Below are 17,469 nucleotides of genomic sequence, written 5' to 3'. Positions count from 1 at the left end.
CATGCCGCCCACACCGCCGGCCATCCGGCTCCTGGTTCCCGCCAACATCCGCCACAACTCAGGCGGCAATGTTTACAACGCCGCGCTGGCGGAGGGCCTGGAGCAACTGGGAACCGAGGTAACCATCCAGCCGGTCAGCGGCGACTGGCCGGTGGCCAGCAAGGAAGAACGACGGCGGCTGGCCGGCTTGCTCACGTCCGGAACCGCGGCGCCCGCCGGGACCATCACGATCGTGGACGGCCTGGTGGCCTCCGGCGCCCCCGAAGCGATGGAGGCCGCCGCCGCCGGCGGCCAGGCGCCGTGGGTCCTGATGCACATGCCCCTGGATGACCACCCGGACCTCGAAGCCCGCTCGCTTCGGGCGGCGGCGGGCGTGATCTGCACCAGCGGTTCGGCCGCAGCCGAGATCACCCGGCGGCACGGCCTGTCCGGGGTCCGCGCCGCGCTGCCCGGAACCGAACGCGGCCCGCTGGCCCACGGTTCCGAGCCGCCGCACCTGCTGGCCGTGGCGGCTCTGCTGCCCAACAAGGACCAGCTGATACTCCTCGCCGCCTTGGCCCGGCTCAAGGACCTGGACTGGACCGCTGCCCTCGTCGGCTCGGCCACGGCGGACCCGGACTATGCCCGCCAGGTCGCAGCGGCGGTCGACCGGCACGGGCTGGGCGGCCGGGTGCAGCTCCCGGGCGAACTGACCGGCGATGCCCTCGAGCAGCAGTGGCTCGCCGCGGACCTGAGCCTGCTGGTTTCCAGGGTGGAGGCCTTCGGCATGGCCGTCACCGAGTCCATAGCCCGCGGGGTGCCCGTCATCGTCCGTGCCGGCACCGGGGCAGTGGAGGCGCTGGGCCAGGGGGCAGAACCGCAGCCAGGCCACGGGAATGGGGCGGAGCCCGCCCTGCCAGGTGCCGCCGTCGAACTGGGCAGTGCTCCGGCAGGTCCGGACACCACAGGCGGCGAAGCCAGCGAATCTGCCGAGGGGAACCCGGAACCGCTGGCCGCCCTGCTGCGCAGCTGGCTCACGGATCCCTCGGTGCGTGCCGAATGGCGCCGGCGGGCGTTGGCCGGCAGGGAACTCCTGCCCGGCTGGGATGCCACCGCACGGCGCGTGCTCGGCTATGTGGCGCCGGAAGCGGCGCCGGGCAGCCATTCCTCGCACCGGCCTGCTGATGGAGAATGAGGCCATGGCTACCCACGTTGTGCCCGCCCGCCCGCTGGAAACCGCGGCAACCCTCACTCCGGAACTGCTCCGCCCCTGGGCCTGGCACCGGCAGGGGCTGGACGGGTCACTCGAAGGCCGCTCCTCGCAGGAGGTGCTCGCCACCGCCGGCTGGGCCAGGTCAGTGGGCGGCGCCAATCCGTACCTGACGCTCTTCGCCCGCGCCGGAATCCGCCGCGGGCAGGTGGACCGTGACGTCCGCGAGCTCAAGATCCATGAGCTGCCCACCGCCCGCGGCTGCACCTACGTGCTGGGCCGGGAGGACTTCGACTGGGCGCTGAGCCTGGGCAAGAACGCTGAGGAGGCCTTCCGGGTGCTGGCCAGGCTCGGCGTGGACCGCGGCGAGATCACGCTGCTGGAGGAACAGATCCTCCACGTCCTCGCCGAAGCAGACGGTCCGCTGGACCCGCGGCAGCTCAAGGAGGAGCTCGGGGAGTCGGTGCGGAACCTGGGCGAGGAAGGCAAGAAAAAAGGTGCCGCCACGACGCTGCCCACCGCGCTGGGGCTGCTGCAGGCCGACGGCCGGATCCGCCGTGTTCCGCTCAACGGGCGGTTGGACCAGCAGCGCTACGCGTACACGCCGTGGGGCCTGCCGCCAAGCCGGCTCGGTCCCGAAGGTGCCCGCGAGGAACTGATGCGGCGCTACCTTGGTTGGACGGGCGGCGCCACCGTCAAGCAAACCCAGTGGTTCACCGGCTTCACCCTCACCGACAGCAAGGCGGCGCTCGCCGCCGTCGGAGCAGTGGAGGTTCCCACCGCCGCCGGCGACGTGCTCTGGATGCTGCCGGCCGACGTCGAACGCCTGGCGGACTTCAGCCCGCCGGAAGGGGAGCAGATTCAGCTGCTGGCCGGCACCGATTCGCTGGTGCTGCACCGGCGGAACGCGGCGGACCTGTTTGCCGGGGAGGACCGGGATCGGAAGCTCCTGAACGCCACCTTGGCGCTGCAGGCTGACCTGCCGGACCACCCCATCTTTGACCGGGGTAGGATCATCGGACTGTGGCAGTACGATCCGGGCAGGGAGAGGATCGCAGCCTGGCTCTTTGCCGGCAGGACGCCAGCCGTCGAACAGCGCATCGCCGAGGTTGAGGCATGGATCCGGGAGGACCTGGGCGACTTCCGCTCCTTCAGCCTGGATTCGCCGGCGTCGCGGCAGGCGCGGATCGACGCACTGGACGCCGCCGCCGGATAGCTGGCCCGGCGGGTCAGCTATCCGAGTGCCGAGCTGCCGGTGCGGTGCGTTGCGAAGAACTCCCGCAGGAGGCCGCCGCATTCCTCCTCCTGCACGCCGGCATAGACCTCCACCCAGTGGTTCAGGCGGCGCTCGCGCAGAATGTCGAACACGGAGCCCGCAGCCCCCGCCTTCTCGTCCCAGGCTCCGAACACCACGCGGTGGATCCTGGCCAGGACAATAGCCCCGGCGCACATGGCACACGGTTCCAGCGTCACCACCAGCGTGCAGTCCTCCAGCCGCCAGCCGTCGCCGCTGCTGCCATTGCGGGCAGCGCTTTGGCGCAGCCTCGCGGCGGCCTCCCGGATGGCCACCACCTCGGCATGCGCGGTGGGGTCGCCAAGGGCCTCGCGCTCATTGCGGCCGGTACCCAGGACAGTCCCGTCCGGACCGATGACGACGGCGCCGATCGGGACGTCCTCCGTGGCCAGGGCCCGCCGGGCTTCGTTGAGGGCAAGGCCCATCCATTCCAGGTGTTGCGGATCTGCGGAGGCCATGGGTCAATGATAGTTTCGAAGGGTACTTAGCATTGGACAACGCAAGCGCCGGGAGTAGTGATGAAGTCCCTGACTGAGAGGTACGGCAGGTGGCTCGGGCCCTACGCGGCCCTGTGGATCACCCTGATCGTCGGCGGTGTCCTGGTGGTTGCCCTGACGCTGCTCAGCGCCGAGGTATACAACAGCGTGGTGGACCAGGACGGCGTCTCGGGACTGGACAAACCCGCCCTCGAACTGGCCAAGGAATACCGGAACCCCGGACTCGATTCAGCCGTCACAGCCTTTACGAACGTCGGCGGCGGCGTCGGCATGCCCATCGTGGCGAGCATCCTCGTGGCATGGCTGATCTATGCCAGCCGCAGCTGGCGCCCGCTCATCCTGGTGGGCGGCGCGGCGGCAGTTTCCGTCACTGCCACCAGCGTGGGCAAGACGCTGATGGGCCGCATGCGCCCCGACCACGTTGACGCCGTCCCGCCGTTCGAGTTCTCGCCGTCGTTCCCCAGCGGGCACACGCTGAACACCACCGTGGTGATCGGCATCATCGTGTACCTGGTGTGCCTGCAGTTCCGGAAGACCTCGGCCCGGACGTGGGTGATCATCGCTGGCGCGGTGTTCATCATCGCCATGGGACTGAGCCGGGTGTTCCTGGGCCACCACTGGCTGACGGATGTGATGGCCGCCTGGCTGATCGGGGCCGCCTGGATGGGCGTCGTGATCCTGGCCCACCGGCTGTTCCATGTCATCCGACGTCGGGAACATGCCGGCCCCGCACCCACGTTCGAGCATCCGGCCCATATCAAGGGCAGCAAGGCCGACCGGGAGGAGCGCCTGCAGGGCACTCCCGATGCCGGGGGAGAGGCAGGCGCCAGGGGCGGGGAACCAGGCCCCGGGTGATAGTTTTGACCAATGCGCACACTCGTCGTGGACCATCCCCTGGTCGCCCACAAGCTCACCGTCCTGCGGGATAAGAACACCCCGTCGCCGGTCTTCCGCCAGCTCACCGAGGAACTGGTGACGCTCCTGGCCTATGAGGCCACACGTGATGTCCGCACCCAGCCGGTCACCATCGAAACGCCGGTTGCCACCACAGTCGGCACCGCGTTCACCAAGCCGACCCCGCTGGTGGTGCCCATCCTGCGCGCCGGGCTGGGCATGCTCGAAGGAATGACCAAGCTGGTCCCCACAGCCGAAGTGGGTTTCCTGGGCATGGCCCGCGACGAGGAAACCCTGGACATCATCACCTACGCGGAGCGCCTGCCGGACGACCTTTCGGGGCGCCAGATCTTCGTCCTCGACCCCATGCTCGCCACCGGCGGCACGCTGCGCGAGGCCATCAAGTTCCTGTTCAAGCGCGGTGCCGCCGAGGTCACCTGCATCTGCCTGCTGGCCGCCCCGGAGGGCCTGGCCAAGCTGGAGGAGGAACTCAAGGACGCCAACGTCACGATCGTCCTTGCCTCCATCGACGAGAAGCTGAACGAGAAGGCCTACATTGTGCCGGGCCTGGGCGACGCCGGTGACCGCCTTTACGGCATCGCCGGTTAGGCCCGCCCGCGCGGACCCGGAGTTAACACCTCCCGCACAGCTCTTCCGGCGCGCCGGGCGCCCCGGCTAGCCTGTGCAGCATGGACTGGAAACTTGAACTCGTCTTCGTCCCGGTGTCCGATGTGGACCGCGCCAAGGACTTCTACGTCAACAAGGTCGGCTTCAACGCCGACTACGACGAGCGGCCCATGGACGGCATCCGCTTCGTCCAGCTGACCCCGCCCGGTTCGGGCTGCTCGATTGCGATCGGGGAGGGTCTCAACGATGCTCCTCCGGGGACAGCGCCCAGCCTTCAGCTCGTGGTGAGCGACATCAATGCCGCGCACGACCAGCTCAAGGCGAACGGGGTGGATGTCAGCGACGTGGACATCCAGGACTGGGGCCACTTTGTTTACTTTGCCGATCCCGACGGGAACAAGTGGGCGGTGCAGTACATCCCCCACCGGCCGAACGGCTGAGTCACAAACGGCACGCTGCGATCCGGATGAGGCAGGATGGAAGCCATGAGCCTTCCCGCCGAGTCCGCCACCATCACGCTGACAGCCCGCGCGGTCCTGTTCGACATGGACGGCACCCTCGTGGATTCCACGGCCATCGTGGAGCGCGTGTGGACAGAGTTCGCCGGCCGCTACGGCCTTGATATCGCCGAAATCCTCCGCACATCCCACGGCGTCCAGGCTTTGGATACCGTCCGCCGCTTCGCTCCGGAGGGCGCCGACATCCACGCCCTGGCCGCCGAACTGGGCCAGATGGAGCTGACGGAAACCGACGGCATCATCGCCATTCCGGGTGCTTTACGGCTGCTCGAGTCCCTGCCGGCCGACGCCGTGGCACTGGTGACGTCGGCGTCCCGCGACCTCGCCACCGTCCGGATGGCGGCGGCCGGGGTGGAGCTGCCGGCAGCGATGGTCACCGCCGAGGACGTGTCCCGCGGCAAGCCGCACCCCGAGGGCTACCTGCTCGGCGCGTCCCTGCTGGGGGCTTCGCCGTCGGAGGCGGTGGTGTTCGAGGATGCCCCCGCCGGCATCGCCGCAGGAGTGGCCGCCGGCATCCGGACCGTTGGCGTTGGTCCGAACACCGGCGTCCTTCCCGACGGGGTGCTGCACATTCCGGACTACACCGCCGTCACCGCTTTGGTGGAAGCCGGCGAGGACGGGCGCCGGGTCATCTCCCTGCAGCTGTAGCCCTATTTGGTCAGCTTGTAGACGGTGGAGTTGCCGACCGTCTGAGCCTCGAAGTTGGCTGCGACCCAGGTGGCCACCTCGGAGTTTCCGCTGCGTCCGCCGCCTCCGCCCATTCCGCCGCCGGAAATGAAGTACCCGATCTCACCGTTGGCCACCATCTCCTGGAACTGCGCGAGCGTGGGATAGGGGTCCCCGCCGTTCCAGCCGCCCAGGGCAATCACGCTGCTACCGGAGGCGAGTTCCAGGCTGGCTGCCTGGCTTGCGCCGGAAACAATTCCGGACCATTTGGCGGTGCTTGCCTTCAGCAGCGCGGTGAGTTCGGAGTTCGCCGTGCCGGCGCCGTCGGAACCCATTGCGCCGCCGGGACCCATGGCACCGCCGCCGGGACCCATGGCGCCGGGAGCCATGCCGCCCTCGGGACCCGTTAGTCCGCCAAAGTTGCGTCCGCTTTGGCCCCCCGGTCCGCCCATCGCGGATGCGGCGGGGCCTGACGTCGGAATCGATCCGGAGTGGGGCTGGCCTGCCGTGGCAAAGGTCCACGCAGCGCTGCCCAGGGCGCCGGCCAGCAGCGAAACCACCACGACAATTGCCGTCGCCGTTTTACGGAGCCGGGCCGGAATGGCCTGGAACGAGTCGAGCCGGAACAGCAGCGCGACGGCAGCCAGCACGCCCAGAATCACCACGGCCACCTTGAGCCACGGCAGCCAGCCGGCGTCGCGTCCCAGAAGCACCGCGGACCAGACCGCGGCGGCCATGACCGTGACCGCCAGGGTAATGCGGGCGGGAAAATAGGCCCGGCCGCGCCACAGTTCCACGGAACCGATGCCCACCAGCGCGGCAATCGCCGGAGCCAGCGCCACAGCATAGTACGGGTGGACGGTGCCGCTCATGAAGCTCAGGATGCCGGCGGTCACCAGCAGCCAGCCGCCCCAGAGGACCAGGGCTGCGCGGGTACGGGAGGTGCGTGCCTCACGGCGGGTGAACCACAGGCCGGCACCGAGCAGGATCAGGGCCGACGGAAGCAGCCAGGACACCTCGCCGCCGAAGCTGGTCCCGAACATGCGGGTGATCCCCGCGGCACCACCGAAGCCGACATTTCCGCCCATGCCGCCACCGCCGGGAATCCCGCCTCCGCCGGGCATCCCGCCGCCCATGCCGCCTCCGGAGCCGATGATGCGGCCCAGGCCGTTGTAGCCGAAGGTCAGCTCCAGGAAGCTGTTGGTCTCGGACCCCGCCATGTAGGGCCGGTCGGACGCGGGCGTGAGCTGGAACAGTGCGATGTAGCTGCCAGCCACGAGCACAATGCCGCCTGCCGCCGCGAGCAGGTGCAGGAAACGCCGGCCGATGCTGGTGGGGGCAGCCCAGAGATACGCCAGGGCGAGGCCGGGAACGATCAGGAAGCCCTGGAGCATCTTGGTCAGGAAGGCCAGGCCGATCACTGCCCCGGCCGCGGCGAGCCATTTCCAGCCTGCCTGTTCGATGGCGCGGGTGGTCAGGTAGGCGGCCAGCACCAGGCAGAGGGTGAGCAGAGCGTCGGGGTTGTTGAACCGGAACATCAGCGCGGCCACGGGGGTCAGCGCCAGGGCGCCGCCGGCGAGCAGTCCGGCCGCCGGGCCGGATATGCGCTTGACGGTGAGGTAAAGGAGTCCGACGGCGGCCACACCCATAAGTGCCTGCGGCACCAGCATGCTCAGCGGCGAGAACCCGAAGATCCTGCCCACAAGGGCAGGAACCCACAGCGCCGCCGGCGGTTTGTCCACGGTGATCGCGTTGCCGGCGTCGAGGGAACCGAACAGCAGCGCCGTCCAGTCCTTCGTGCCCGCCTGGATGGCTGCGGCGTAGAACGAGTTGGCGTATCCCGTGGCTTCGAGGTTCCACAGGTACAGGATGGCGGTGAACGCCAGCAGTGCTGCCGCCGAGGGGCGGATCCAGCCGGGCTGGTTTCCCCGCAGGAACCGGGATGCCCTGCCGGTCCGGCGGGTTCGCTCCTGGACGGTCCGGCGGGGAACCTCGGGCGCGGCCGGGCTCTGTACCGCCGGGGCCATCGGCTCGTTTGCTGTCTGGTTTGGGGGAGTGGCGGTGGGGCTCATGACTGGGTCATTTCTGTGGTCGGGAGCGATGACTGCGGAAGGGATGCCTCGGAAACGGCAGGAGCTGCGGGAGCGTTGGTGGCGGAGGTGGCAGGAGCTGCGGGAGCGTTCGGAGGGGTCGGCCGGCGTCGGAAAACCCACAGCCGGAACAGCAGGAACTTCAGTGCAGTGGCCGCGAGGTTCGCGGCGGTGACGGTCGCCAGCTCAAGCCAGCGGTCCGGCGTCGTGCCTCCCGGCAGGGCGCCGCTGTGGACCAGGGCGAGCGCGCCGGAAGTGAGGGCCAGACCGATCCCGAAAACCAGCAGCCCCTCAAAGTGGTGACGGGCAACCTCGCTGTTGCCGGTGACGCCGAACGTGAAGCGCCGGTTCGCTGCGGTGTTGGCCACCGCCGTGGTGAGCAGCGTCAGCAGGTTGGCGAGCTGCGGGTCCATCAGGTTGCGGCAAAGGTAGAAGAGGACCAGGTAGGCGACGGTGGAGGCGACGCCAATGGCGCCGAACCGGACCAGCTGGCCGAACAGGCTCCCACCGGGGCTCTGTTCCTGGCTACGGGAAGCTGCCGGGAAGGGGCCGCGGGCCAGGGCTGCGCGGAGTTCGCCGACGGGGATGCGGCCGGTGACCATGTCCTTGCTGAGCCGGGCCATGCCGCGGACATCGGCGAGCGCCGTCTGGACGATGTCCACGCTGGAGTTGGGGTCGTCGGTCCAGTCCACCGGCACTTCATGGACGCGGAGGCCGCACCGTTCGGCGAGGACCAGGAGTTCGGTGTCGAAGAACCAGGCAGTGTCCACGGTGTGCGGGAGGATCTGCTGGGCGATGTCGGCGCGGATGGCCTTGAAACCGCACTGCGCATCGCTGAAGCGGGCACCCATCAGCGACTGGAGCAGGAAGTTGTAGCTGCGTGAGATAAATTCGCGTTTCGGCCCGCGGACCACCCGGGAGTTGCGGGTCAGTCGCGTGCCGATGGCCAGGTCCGAGTGGCCGGAGATCAGCGGTGCCAGGAGGGGGCCCAGCGCGGCAAGGTCGGTGGAGAGATCCACGTCCATGTAGGCCAGGACAGGTGACGGCGACGCGAGCCAGACTCTTCGCAGCGCGTTGCCGCGGCCCTTCTCCTCAAGGTGCACCACGTTGACCTCACGGAGTTCCCGGGCCACCCGCTCGGCAGTCTTGAGCGTTCCGTCGGTGCTCGCGTTGTCCGCAACCGTGATGCGGAAGGAGTGCGGGAACGCGCCGCTCAGATAAGCGTGCAGCCGGCGCAGGCATTCCTCCAGGTCGCGTTCCTCGTTGTAGACCGGTATGGTCACGTCCAGGACCGGTGCCGCGCTGGAGGTGTCGATGGGCTGCCGCCGCGGGTGGGGCTGGGTTCCGTAGGCCTGGTCGGTGATGGTCATGCATCAACAGTGGAGGCCGCTGTTATGAGGGCTTTAGGGCGAAGCTGTGCAGGGGCTGTGGAAGAGTTCCTGCACGATTCTCTGCACGAGGGCGGCCGCAGTTCTGCACCGCTTTGCCGGCCGCGGGGGAGCCGAAGACAGCGCAAAAGGGCCCCGGATCCTGGCGGATCCGGGGCCCTGGGCAACCATGCCGGTCACCCTAAAGCGGTGCAGAATTGTTCGCCGTCAGCCGGGCTGGCCGCGGGAACCGGTCAGTACCAGTTGTTGGCGAGGTGGAAGTTCAGCGCACCGCACGGGGAGCCGTAGCGCTCCTTGATGTAGCCAAGTCCCCAGTTGATCTGGGTGCGGTAGTTGGTGCGGTAGTCCGCGCCGGAGCTCGCCATCTTCTCGGCAGGCAGCGACTGCACGATGCCATAGGCGCCGCTGCTGGGGTTGGTGGCCGTGGTGCGCCATTCCGATTCCTTGGTCCAGAGCCGCTTCAGGCACTGCATCTGGTCCGCGGACCAGCCGTAGGAGCCGAGCTTGCTGGCGGCGTAGGCCTGCGCACCGGCGGGATCATTCACGGGAGCAGGGGCAGCAGCCTTGGCCTTCGCCTTGGCGGCAGCAGCCTTGGCAGCGGCGGCCTTTGCCTGGGCAGCAGCAGCCTGGGCAGCAGCAGCCTTGGCGGCAGCGGCATTCCTGGCAGCGGCAGCCTTGGCGGCGGCCGTTTTGGCGGCAGCGGCCTTCGCCGCGGCAGTCTTAGCAGCGGCAGTCTTAGCAGCGGCAGCCTTGGCGGCTGCAGCCTTAGCGGCGGCAGCCTTCGTAGCCTCGGTGGCCTTGGGGGCGGACTGCGGCGTGACGGACGCCGCGGACGGGGCCGGCAGGGCGGAGATGAGCGTCTTGTCGAAGCTCAGCGTCTGGCCGGCGTCGGCGGTGGCAGACGTCCCGGCGGCGGTGGGCGTTACCTGGTCAGCCGCCTGCCCTGCGGCGCCGACGCCCACGAGCACGGCGGCGGCAGTGGTCAGGACGGCAGCCCGGCGCCCGAAAGACGGAAGGCTTGCGGCGAAGCGGCCGAAGGCAGTGGTGGGACGGGCCGGTTCTGCACGGTGCCGGGAAACGCCGGTTCGTGACGTCGTGTGGCCAGACTCGTGCGAGGCGCGTTCAGGGCGCGCCTGATCCTTAAATTCAGACATGGTGGATTGCCTCTCAACACCTGCGGAGTTAGCTGTCGGGTTCGGATGAGGTCATCCGGCCGCACGGAAACTACACGTGTCGGCTTCACCCCAAGGGCTGATGCGGAAAGCCCGGGACTCTGGTTCCCCCGCCTCTGCCTGAAATAGCGGAATCCGGGAAGCGGCAGAGCTGGGCGTCAATCCGGACATGCGGCTCAAGTGGCGGCCGCACTCTATCGACCGTACAGGAGCCTTTTGATTAAGTCACATTTAGATAACGGACATCACGACGCCGGCGCGGCGCCTTGCGCGGGCAGTCGGACAGCGAATTCGGTCCGCCCTGGCCGGGATGTCACCTCCACCGTTCCGCCGTGTGCCTCGACGATGGACTGCACGATGGACAGGCCCAGGCCGCTGGTTCCCTCGGCCGAGGCCACGCCCGCTTCACCCTGCAGGACATCCGGTTTTCCCTGTGAATCCGGGGCATGCAGGGGTGCTCCCGCGCTGGCGGCGCCGGCGCCGGAACGGCTCGCCGTCGCCGATGCCGGAGCCAGGACCGGCTGCCCCGGCGTCGCACGTGATGCGTCTGCGCGGGCGAAGCGCGCGAAGACCCGGTCCACGAATTCCGGCGGGATGCCGGCGCCGTCATCCGTGACTGAAATCACAGCAGAGCCGTCGGCTGACCGCATCACGCCGGTGGTCACCGTGGTGCCGGGCGGGGTGTGCTTGCGTGCGTTGGAGAGCAGGTTGACCAGCACCTGGTGGAGCTGTGAGGCGTCGCCCCGGACCGATATGGGTTCCTCCGGAAGTTCGAGATGCCACGCCCGGTCCGGTGCCATGACTTTTTCGTCGCTGACGGTCTCAATCACGAGCTGCGTGAGGTCAACGTCCCCGAGTTTGAGCGGCTGGCCTTCATCGAGGCGGGCCAGCAGCAGGAGGTCCTCCACCAGGGCGGTCATGCGTTCCGACTGGCTCTGCACGCGGGCAAGCGAACGCTGGCCGTCCGGGGTGAAGTTTTCCGTCATGCGCATCAGCTCCGTGTAGCCGCGGATGGCCGTGAGCGGTGTGCGGAGCTCGTGGGAGGCGTCCGCCACGAACTGCCGCACCTTCATCTCGCTTTCCTGCCGCGCCTCCAGCGCGCTGGAGACGTTGTCCAGCATCAGGTTCAGGGCATGCCCCACGCTGCCCACTTCGGTTCCGGGATGGGCGTTCGACGGCGGCACGCGGACAGCGAGTGCCACCTCACCGGCGTCCAGCGGCAGGCGGGACACCTGGGTGGCCACCTCGGAGAGCTGCTCCAGCGGCTTCATGGTGCGCCGGATGAGCACCGTTCCGGCCAGGCCGATCAGCACGAGGCCGCCCAGCGACACGATGGTGATGGTCCAGACCAGCGACGTCAGCGTGTTCTGCTTGTCTGCCAGCGGGAGTCCGGTCACCATGACGTCGCCGTAGGGAGTCTGGGCGGCCACCAGGCGATATGTGCCCGAGGACAGAGTGCGTTCGACCGGCACGCCGTCGCGGCGGAGATTCAGAAGGGTCTGGTTGTCTGCAGCGGACAGCGACGCTCGGGTGGAATCTGTGGCGATGAATCCGCTGCCGCTGACGGTGCCGTTGGCGATCCTGGCGGTGAGCGTTCCGATCCGCTGGCCCCGCGCGTCCAACGGGTCAGGACGTGTACCCGGGTTGCCCAGCGGTGGCCGGCCAAATTCACTGGACCGCCGCGCGGCGTCCGTGAGCTGCTTGTCCAGCTGCTGAGTCAGGAAGGAGTCCATCGAGGCGTAGCTGAACAGGCCGACCGCACCGCAAATCGCCACCAGGAGCGCCATGGCCACCAGGACCAGACGGGTACGCAAATGCCAGGTGCCTGGTTTCAGCCAGCTTCGGCGCTGGGTGCGGGAGGCCCCGGAAAGGTTTGCCACAGCCTACTCTGCCGGCTTGATGACGTAGCCCGCACCGCGGACCGTGTGGATCATGGGCGGATGCACGGCATCAACCTTCTTGCGCAGGTAGGAGATGTACAGTTCCACGATGTTGGCCTGGCCGCCGAAGTCGTAGTTCCATACCCGGTCAAGGATCTGCGCCTTGCTGACCACGCGCTTGGGGTTCTCCATGAGGTAGCGCAGCAGCTCAAACTGGGTGGCTGTCAGTTGCAGCTCGTCGCCGGCGCGGGTGACTTCGCGGGTGTCGAGGTTCAGGACGAGGTCGCCCACCACGAGTTCAGCGGAATCCATGGCGGCGACACCGGAGCGCTGGACCAGGCGGTGCAGGCGGAGCAGGACTTCCTCCATGCTGAACGGCTTGGTGACATAGTCGTCGCCGCCCGCAGCCAGGCCCACGATGCGGTCCTGTACCGCGTCCTTGGCGGTGAGGAAGAGGGCCGGGACCTCCGGCGCGAAGGCGCGGATCCTGCCCAGGAGTTCGACGCCGTCGAACCCGGGAAGCATCACGTCCAGCACCAGCACGTCAGGGCGGAATTCCTTGGCGAGTTTCACAGCTTCGGGACCGTCGGCGGCTACCGCGACCGACCAGCCGGCCATGCGCAGGCCCATGCTCATGAGCTCGGAAAGGCTTGGCTCGTCGTCGACCACCAGGGCACGGATGGGGGAGCCGTCCGGGTGCGTCAGTTGGGGAAGGTTGTTGGTCATGGAGTGCGAAGTGGCCATGTGACAACTCTCCGTTCTGGTGTTTAGCCCGCGCTTTGGCAATCCTGTGCGCCGGCTGTGAATCCCAGCGTAGCGAGCTGAATGGCGCCGTGTACGCACCATGCTGCAGCTGACCACCCCGGAAGGTAGGGCAGCGGCCAGGGGAACCGGGCTGCCGGCATCGTCCTTGCGGATTTGACCACCAACCCCATCCGCGCCTCAGCGGATATACCCCGCATCAACCACGTCATAGCTGGACAATCGGGGAATCATGGCTGCGGGTTTCCGGCATTTCGAATGTCATTGAATATTCATCGCGTATTCATGAAAAAATCGAACACGATTCTGTAGGCGCAGCTTTCCGACCGTTTGTTCAGGAAAATGAATCAAGAAAATGCCCGCTGAGAAAACTGTGATTTACCACACAAAGGCGCCGTTTGTCTCAGTATGCGGACAGTTCCGTCCATTGTTACTTGCAAGTTTTCATTGTTACGTTGCACACTTTCAAATGTGAACAAGAACTCAACAGCACCTGCAGTCGCAGAATATTGGCCCAGCACACCCGCTGCTGCCGACATGCGCTGTTGTCGAATGCACGCCTAACTTTCACCACCCCATCGAAGTTTTTAGGCATTCGCCCCCAGCCCAGCGTAGGGCGCCCCTCCCCAGACATTGCGGGGATCCAAGCATTCGAGCCGCGATGACGGCCATTCACATTGAGGTAAGCAAACATGTCAGTTGCATCCGGATACGTCCACATCTCAGTCCGTAACGCCAACAAGGCAGGCCAGGCGCCGGGCCTGCGCCAGGGATTCGGCGCCCGCCCCGCCTTTGCTCAGGGCAGCCAGGCAAACAGCATTCCCGCCGCGCCGGGTTACGCACCGCAGGGCTACAACCCGAACTCGTACGGACAGCTCCGCGCCGTGCAGGCTGACGAAGCCGCACCGCTGACCGCGCCCACTCCGTTGGTGGCCCCTGCCGCCGCTGCGCCTGTCCGTCCTGTTCCCAACGAAAACGTAGCCCGCGGGTTCGTCCTGTACATGGGAATTGACGAGGAAACCGCGGCTGCCGCCGGCACCTCGATCGCCAAGCTTGCCCAGGAGATCCGGGCCTACGCCCAGTCCCTGGTTACCGGTGCCGAGAGCTACGCCGCCGTTGCTGTGGCGCCGGCCAGTGCGCCCGGTTCCGCGCTCGACGTCGTCCGTTCCACCTTCGGTGACCCCACCGTCAATGCCCGGCAGCGCACGGAAACCGCCCGCGTGCAGCCGGCCCAGGATCCGCGTCCCTCGGGCGTGCTGATCGACCTCGCCCGCCGCGAGGTCCACCTCGACGGCGAGTCCCTGAACCTGACGTTCAAGGAATTCGAACTGCTCAACTACCTCGTGGAGAACGGCACCCGTACCGTGGGCCGCGACGAACTGCTCGAGGGCCTGTGGCGGAACGCCGAGGAAGTGCCGAACGAGCGCACCATCGACGTCCACATCCGCCGGCTCCGCTCCAAGCTCGGCCGCCTCGCCAACACGGTTCGCACCGTCCGCGGCCAGGGCTACCGCTTCTATGAGCACCCCGAGGTTGTTGTCTGGGCCGCTCCGGAGTACTCGATCTAGCCTCCTCCGCCGCTTTGCGTGGCTGGTCCGGGTGGCGTACTGGCCTTCCGCGGCTGATAGTAGGGTGAGTCCATGAGTGCTCACCATAAGAAGCGGCTGGTTCTCATGCGCCACGCCAAAGCCGACTGGCCGGGCGGGGTGGCGGACCACGAGCGTCCCCTGGAGGAGCGCGGCCACCGCGAGGCCCCGCTTGCCGGCAAGTGGCTGCTCAAGCACAACATCGTCCCGGACTTCATCCTGTGCTCCAGTGCGCTGCGGACACGGCAGACCTGCACCTGGGTATGCAGCGAGCTTGGCGAGAAGGCCCCGACGCCGAAGCTTGAGGACGGGCTCTACGCCGCCTCTGCGCTGCGCATGCTGGCTGTCATCAACCATGTGCCGGACACCGTGACCACGCTGATGGTGATCTCCCACATGCCCGGCGTGCAGGACCTGGCCATGCATCTGGCATCCCGGGATTCGAACCACGACGCCTACATGGACGCCGCCACGCGCTTTCCCACCAGCGGACTGACCGTGCTGGAGACGGAGAAGCCCTGGGCTGAACTCGATGGCCAGGACGCCAAGCTCACCCACTTCAAGGTCCCGCGCGCCCACTAGCGGCACCCCCGCGCGGACACTTGCCCGGGCGAGTAAGCTTGTCCCCAGCGTCGTCTAGTGGGGAAGAGCCGCCATGCCGAATTCTGTAGCCGCCCGCTGGCGGGCCGGTGCCCGGCGGTTCACTGCCGCCGTCGTCGTTCTTCTGCTGCTTTCCGCGGGCGCACAGCCGGCCACGGCGGCACCCTCCGGTGAGGTCCTGTCCACGCAGGTGGTTTCGAACCCCAGCCACGAGTGGGTCCTGGTCAACAAGTCACGCCCGCTAAACCCGAGGCAGTTCGCGCCGGCGGACCTCGTCAGCTGGAATGGCACCGGCCACCTGCTGCGGCGCCAGGTCGCAGCTGCCCTGAGCCAACTGTCCACCGGGGCACGCACCGCCGGACATTCCCTGGAACTCCTCAGCGGTTACCGCTCCTACGCCACCCAGAGCAGCCTGTACAACTCCTATGTGCAGATGTACGGGCAGGCCTATGCCGACCAGATCTCTGCCAGGCCCGGCTACAGCGAACACCAGACCGGGTTGGCGGCGGACATCGGCAACGCAGGCGGCGGCTGCGGCCTCACGGCCTGCTTCGGGACCACGCCGGGCGGGCGCTGGGTGGCGGCGAATGCCCACCGCTACGGCTTCATTGTGCGCTACCCGCAGGGTTACTCCGGCACCACCGGCTACACCTACGAGCCATGGCACCTGAGATTCGTCGGTGTTCCGCTGGCCACTGACATGAAGAGCCGCGGCATCCCCACCATGGAGCACTACTTTTCAGCCCGACCCACCGTCAGGAGCGGGGCCGACGTGCTCGCCGCGGATTCCGCCGGCGTGCTGTGGTCCTATCCGGCCACTGGCCGGGGCGGGTTCGGCACAGCCGTCCGGATCGGAGCCGGCTGGTCGGACCTGAAGGCCGGCTTTGTCGCCGACTGGAATGCCGACGGCGTGAACGACATTGTGGCCCAGTGGAAGACCGGAAGCCTGTCTGTATACCGCGGCAAGCTCTCCGGCGGCTTCCTCAGCCCCGTCCGCGTGGGCGCTACGGGATGGCAGTCCATGAACGTCACCGTGGGCAAATGGCAGAGCGCCAACCGGTACCCGGGCGTGGTGGCTACGGCAGCCGATGGCGCCGTGTACTACTACCCGAACACCAGCGGCGGCGCGCTCAGCACGGCGCTGCGGATCGGGCAGGGATTCCAGGGCATGAAGCTGGCCATGGCGGACTTCGACAATGACCGCCGGCAGGACCTGCTGGTCACCAGGGGGTCCGGTGAGCTCCTGCTCTACAGGTCCGACGGCGCAGGAAAGTTCGTCACGGAACCCCGCCGCCGGGTGGGGGCGGGCTGGGGTGCCGTGGTCCAGTCCCATGCATCGTTCGGGTTCCAGGGGTCCGGAACGCGCGGGCTCACTGCGAAGACCACCGACGGTCGCCTCTTTTACTACGGCCTGGGCAACAACCAGTTCACCGGCTCCTGGCCCGTCGGGCTGGGCTGGCAGTCGTTCAACATCTTCCGGTAGCCGGTAGCCGGTAGCCGGTAGCCGGTAACCCACGACGCCGGGTGGTCGCCGTTTCGGGGCGCGCCCAGTCAGCGGCGGCGCCCCCCATCAGCGGCGGGGCGTCCTTGCGTCGGATCGCTGGGTGGGTGTGCGCGGGGCGGGCGTGCGCTGGGCGGGTTGCCTGGCACTTGCCGGAAGCCTCACCGCCGGACGCGACGGTGCCTGCGCCGGTGTTTGGGTCGCCCGGGCGGACGCAGCCGGTTTCCTGGTCGACCGGGCCGGGACTGGGCTCCCGGGCTTGGCCGTCCCTCCGCTCCGGGAACTGGCCTTGCCATTTGGCCTGGCCGCGGCGGAAGGCCTCACCGCGCCCGAAGCTCCTCCGCGTTCCTGCTGGCGCCGCCGGCGCGACGGCCAAACCGCTGCGCTGAACAGCACCAGCAGGGTCAGCGCCGCTGAAGCCGCCGCCAGGTAAAAGTAGATGTCGGAATCCCTGCTTGTTACAGCCTGGCCGAGGGCGGCTGCGTCCTCGTTGAAGGCCAGTCCCCACATGCGCAGGAAGGCTATGCTGCAGCCGACGAACAGGCTGGTCCCGGCCCCGCCCGCCAGCAGGGCAAGGTAGCGGCGCCTGGCGAAGGCTTCGGCCACGGACGCCACATACCCCACCGCCACGGCACCGAGGAATGCAACGAGCACCGCCTCCTCCAGGGTCATGGCGGTCAGCACCAGCAGTCCCGCTGCCGCGGCAAACGCGCCGATGGCTGTCTTACCGCTGTTACCCATGTGGCCCATGGGACTAATCATCCCTGAGGTTTGGATCCCCTCAGCGCGTCGCCGCGCATGATTG

Annotated in this window: 16 protein-coding genes and 1 riboswitch; of the genes, 9 read left to right on the top strand and 7 right to left on the bottom strand. The window is 68.0% G+C overall.

Annotated features, from left to right (window positions below):
* Position 1: 1 nt before the first annotated feature.
* Positions 2-1,174, top strand: coding sequence for a glycosyltransferase (locus ACFTR6_RS13965; protein WP_377958329.1), 1,173 nt, complete (start codon positions 2-4; stop codon positions 1,172-1,174).
* Between the two features lie 4 nt (positions 1,175-1,178).
* Entirely contained in the window at positions 1,179-2,405 is a 1,227-nt protein-coding gene (locus ACFTR6_RS13960) for a DNA glycosylase AlkZ-like family protein (protein WP_377958328.1), read from the top strand.
* 17 nt (positions 2,406-2,422) lie between these two features.
* On the opposite strand, the gene ACFTR6_RS13955 is transcribed toward ACFTR6_RS13960, so the two are convergent.
* Positions 2,423-2,941 (bottom strand): nucleoside deaminase, encoded by a 519-nt coding sequence (locus ACFTR6_RS13955; RefSeq protein ID WP_377958327.1) that lies wholly within the window; start codon positions 2,939-2,941, stop codon positions 2,423-2,425.
* A 60-nt stretch (positions 2,942-3,001) separates the two neighbouring features.
* Between ACFTR6_RS13955 and ACFTR6_RS13950 the strand changes: the two genes are divergently transcribed.
* The 4 genes from ACFTR6_RS13950 to ACFTR6_RS13935 all read left to right on the top strand — a co-directional run bounded on the left by ACFTR6_RS13950 (position 3,002) and on the right by ACFTR6_RS13935 (position 5,667).
* On the top strand, positions 3,002-3,835 hold the full coding sequence (locus ACFTR6_RS13950) for a phosphatase PAP2 family protein (protein WP_377958326.1): 834 nt from the start codon (positions 3,002-3,004) through the stop codon (positions 3,833-3,835).
* Between the two features lie 12 nt (positions 3,836-3,847).
* Positions 3,848-4,483: a uracil phosphoribosyltransferase gene (upp, locus tag ACFTR6_RS13945; protein WP_076798888.1), complete on the top strand. Its 636-nt coding sequence runs from the start codon at positions 3,848-3,850 to the stop codon at positions 4,481-4,483.
* An 80-nt stretch (positions 4,484-4,563) separates the two neighbouring features.
* Positions 4,564-4,941 (top strand): VOC family protein, encoded by a 378-nt coding sequence (locus tag ACFTR6_RS13940; protein ID WP_076798887.1) that lies wholly within the window; start codon positions 4,564-4,566, stop codon positions 4,939-4,941.
* A gap of 45 nt (positions 4,942-4,986) precedes the next feature.
* Entirely contained in the window at positions 4,987-5,667 is a 681-nt protein-coding gene (locus tag ACFTR6_RS13935; RefSeq protein WP_377958325.1) for an HAD-IA family hydrolase, read from the top strand.
* A 2-nt stretch (positions 5,668-5,669) separates the two neighbouring features.
* On the opposite strand, the gene ACFTR6_RS13930 is transcribed toward ACFTR6_RS13935, so the two are convergent.
* The 5 genes from ACFTR6_RS13930 to ACFTR6_RS13910 form a co-directional block, all read right to left on the bottom strand.
* Positions 5,670-7,757, bottom strand: a complete 2,088-nt coding sequence (locus ACFTR6_RS13930) for a glycosyltransferase family 39 protein (RefSeq protein ID WP_377958324.1) — start codon at positions 7,755-7,757, stop codon at positions 5,670-5,672.
* Positions 7,754-9,145 carry a glycosyltransferase gene (locus ACFTR6_RS13925; RefSeq protein WP_377958323.1) on the bottom strand — a complete coding sequence of 464 codons (1,392 nt, stop codon included), beginning with the start codon at positions 9,143-9,145 and terminating at the stop codon, positions 7,754-7,756. Before ACFTR6_RS13925 ends, ACFTR6_RS13930 begins: the two co-directional genes overlap by 4 nt.
* A gap of 251 nt (positions 9,146-9,396) precedes the next feature.
* Positions 9,397-10,317 carry a hypothetical protein gene (locus ACFTR6_RS13920; protein ID WP_377958322.1) on the bottom strand — a complete coding sequence of 307 codons (921 nt, stop codon included), beginning with the start codon at positions 10,315-10,317 and terminating at the stop codon, positions 9,397-9,399.
* A 5-nt stretch (positions 10,318-10,322) separates the two neighbouring features.
* Positions 10,323-10,476: riboswitch (cyclic di-AMP (ydaO/yuaA leader) on the bottom strand.
* A gap of 104 nt (positions 10,477-10,580) precedes the next feature.
* On the bottom strand, positions 10,581-12,215 hold the full coding sequence (locus tag ACFTR6_RS13915) for an ATP-binding protein (protein ID WP_377958321.1): 1,635 nt from the start codon (positions 12,213-12,215) through the stop codon (positions 10,581-10,583).
* A gap of 3 nt (positions 12,216-12,218) precedes the next feature.
* Complete coding sequence (locus ACFTR6_RS13910) at positions 12,219-12,959, bottom strand: response regulator transcription factor (RefSeq protein ID WP_003801275.1); 741 nt, start codon at positions 12,957-12,959, stop codon at positions 12,219-12,221.
* Positions 12,960-13,669: 710 nt separating this feature from the next.
* On the opposite strand from ACFTR6_RS13910, the gene ACFTR6_RS13905 reads away from it, so the two are divergent.
* The 3 genes from ACFTR6_RS13905 to ACFTR6_RS13895 all read left to right on the top strand — a co-directional run bounded on the left by ACFTR6_RS13905 (position 13,670) and on the right by ACFTR6_RS13895 (position 16,646).
* The gene (locus ACFTR6_RS13905) at positions 13,670-14,545 is read left to right on the top strand and encodes a winged helix-turn-helix domain-containing protein (protein WP_377958320.1); all 876 of its coding nucleotides are present in this window, start codon (positions 13,670-13,672) and stop codon (positions 14,543-14,545) included.
* 72 nt (positions 14,546-14,617) lie between these two features.
* Complete coding sequence (locus ACFTR6_RS13900; RefSeq protein WP_076798881.1) at positions 14,618-15,145, top strand: histidine phosphatase family protein; 528 nt, start codon at positions 14,618-14,620, stop codon at positions 15,143-15,145.
* A 73-nt stretch (positions 15,146-15,218) separates the two neighbouring features.
* A complete protein-coding gene (locus ACFTR6_RS13895; protein ID WP_076798880.1) occupies positions 15,219-16,646 on the top strand; it encodes a D-alanyl-D-alanine carboxypeptidase family protein in 1,428 nt (475 codons plus the stop codon).
* Positions 16,647-16,733: 87 nt separating this feature from the next.
* Here the strand turns inward: ACFTR6_RS13895 and ACFTR6_RS13890 are convergent, their stop codons facing one another.
* A complete protein-coding gene (locus tag ACFTR6_RS13890) occupies positions 16,734-17,405 on the bottom strand; it encodes a hypothetical protein (RefSeq protein ID WP_236783137.1) in 672 nt (223 codons plus the stop codon).
* Positions 17,406-17,469 lie beyond the last annotated feature (64 nt).

The sequence above is a fragment of the Arthrobacter sp. NPDC057009 genome, assembly GCF_042673905.1.
Classification (GTDB): Bacteria; Actinomycetota; Actinomycetes; order Actinomycetales; family Micrococcaceae; genus Arthrobacter.
This window is presented reverse-complemented; position numbering and strand designations above follow the sequence as displayed.

Bases quoted from the DNA above. Each gene is read 5' to 3' on its own strand.
- ACFTR6_RS13890 (WP_236783137.1), bottom strand. From the start codon at position 17,405: ATGGGTAACAGCGGTAAGACAGCCATCGGCGCGTTTGCCGCGGCAGCG.
- ACFTR6_RS13960 (WP_377958328.1), top strand. From the start codon at position 1,179: ATGGCTACCCACGTTGTGCCCGCCCGCCCGCTGGAAACCGCGGCAACC.
- ACFTR6_RS13910 (WP_003801275.1), bottom strand. From the start codon at position 12,959: ATGGCCACTTCGCACTCCATGACCAACAACCTTCCCCAACTGACGCAC.
- ACFTR6_RS13900 (WP_076798881.1), top strand. From the start codon at position 14,618: ATGAGTGCTCACCATAAGAAGCGGCTGGTTCTCATGCGCCACGCCAAA.
- ACFTR6_RS13895 (WP_076798880.1), top strand. From the start codon at position 15,219: ATGCCGAATTCTGTAGCCGCCCGCTGGCGGGCCGGTGCCCGGCGGTTC.
- ACFTR6_RS13930 (WP_377958324.1), bottom strand. From the start codon at position 7,757: ATGAGCCCCACCGCCACTCCCCCAAACCAGACAGCAAACGAGCCGATG.
- ACFTR6_RS13935 (WP_377958325.1), top strand. From the start codon at position 4,987: ATGAGCCTTCCCGCCGAGTCCGCCACCATCACGCTGACAGCCCGCGCG.
- ACFTR6_RS13925 (WP_377958323.1), bottom strand. From the start codon at position 9,145: ATGACCATCACCGACCAGGCCTACGGAACCCAGCCCCACCCGCGGCGG.
- ACFTR6_RS13905 (WP_377958320.1), top strand. From the start codon at position 13,670: ATGTCAGTTGCATCCGGATACGTCCACATCTCAGTCCGTAACGCCAAC.
- ACFTR6_RS13965 (WP_377958329.1), top strand. From the start codon at position 2: ATGCCGCCCACACCGCCGGCCATCCGGCTCCTGGTTCCCGCCAACATC.
- ACFTR6_RS13950 (WP_377958326.1), top strand. From the start codon at position 3,002: ATGAAGTCCCTGACTGAGAGGTACGGCAGGTGGCTCGGGCCCTACGCG.
- upp (WP_076798888.1), top strand. From the start codon at position 3,848: ATGCGCACACTCGTCGTGGACCATCCCCTGGTCGCCCACAAGCTCACC.
- ACFTR6_RS13940 (WP_076798887.1), top strand. From the start codon at position 4,564: ATGGACTGGAAACTTGAACTCGTCTTCGTCCCGGTGTCCGATGTGGAC.
- ACFTR6_RS13920 (WP_377958322.1), bottom strand. From the start codon at position 10,317: ATGTCTGAATTTAAGGATCAGGCGCGCCCTGAACGCGCCTCGCACGAG.
- ACFTR6_RS13955 (WP_377958327.1), bottom strand. From the start codon at position 2,941: ATGGCCTCCGCAGATCCGCAACACCTGGAATGGATGGGCCTTGCCCTC.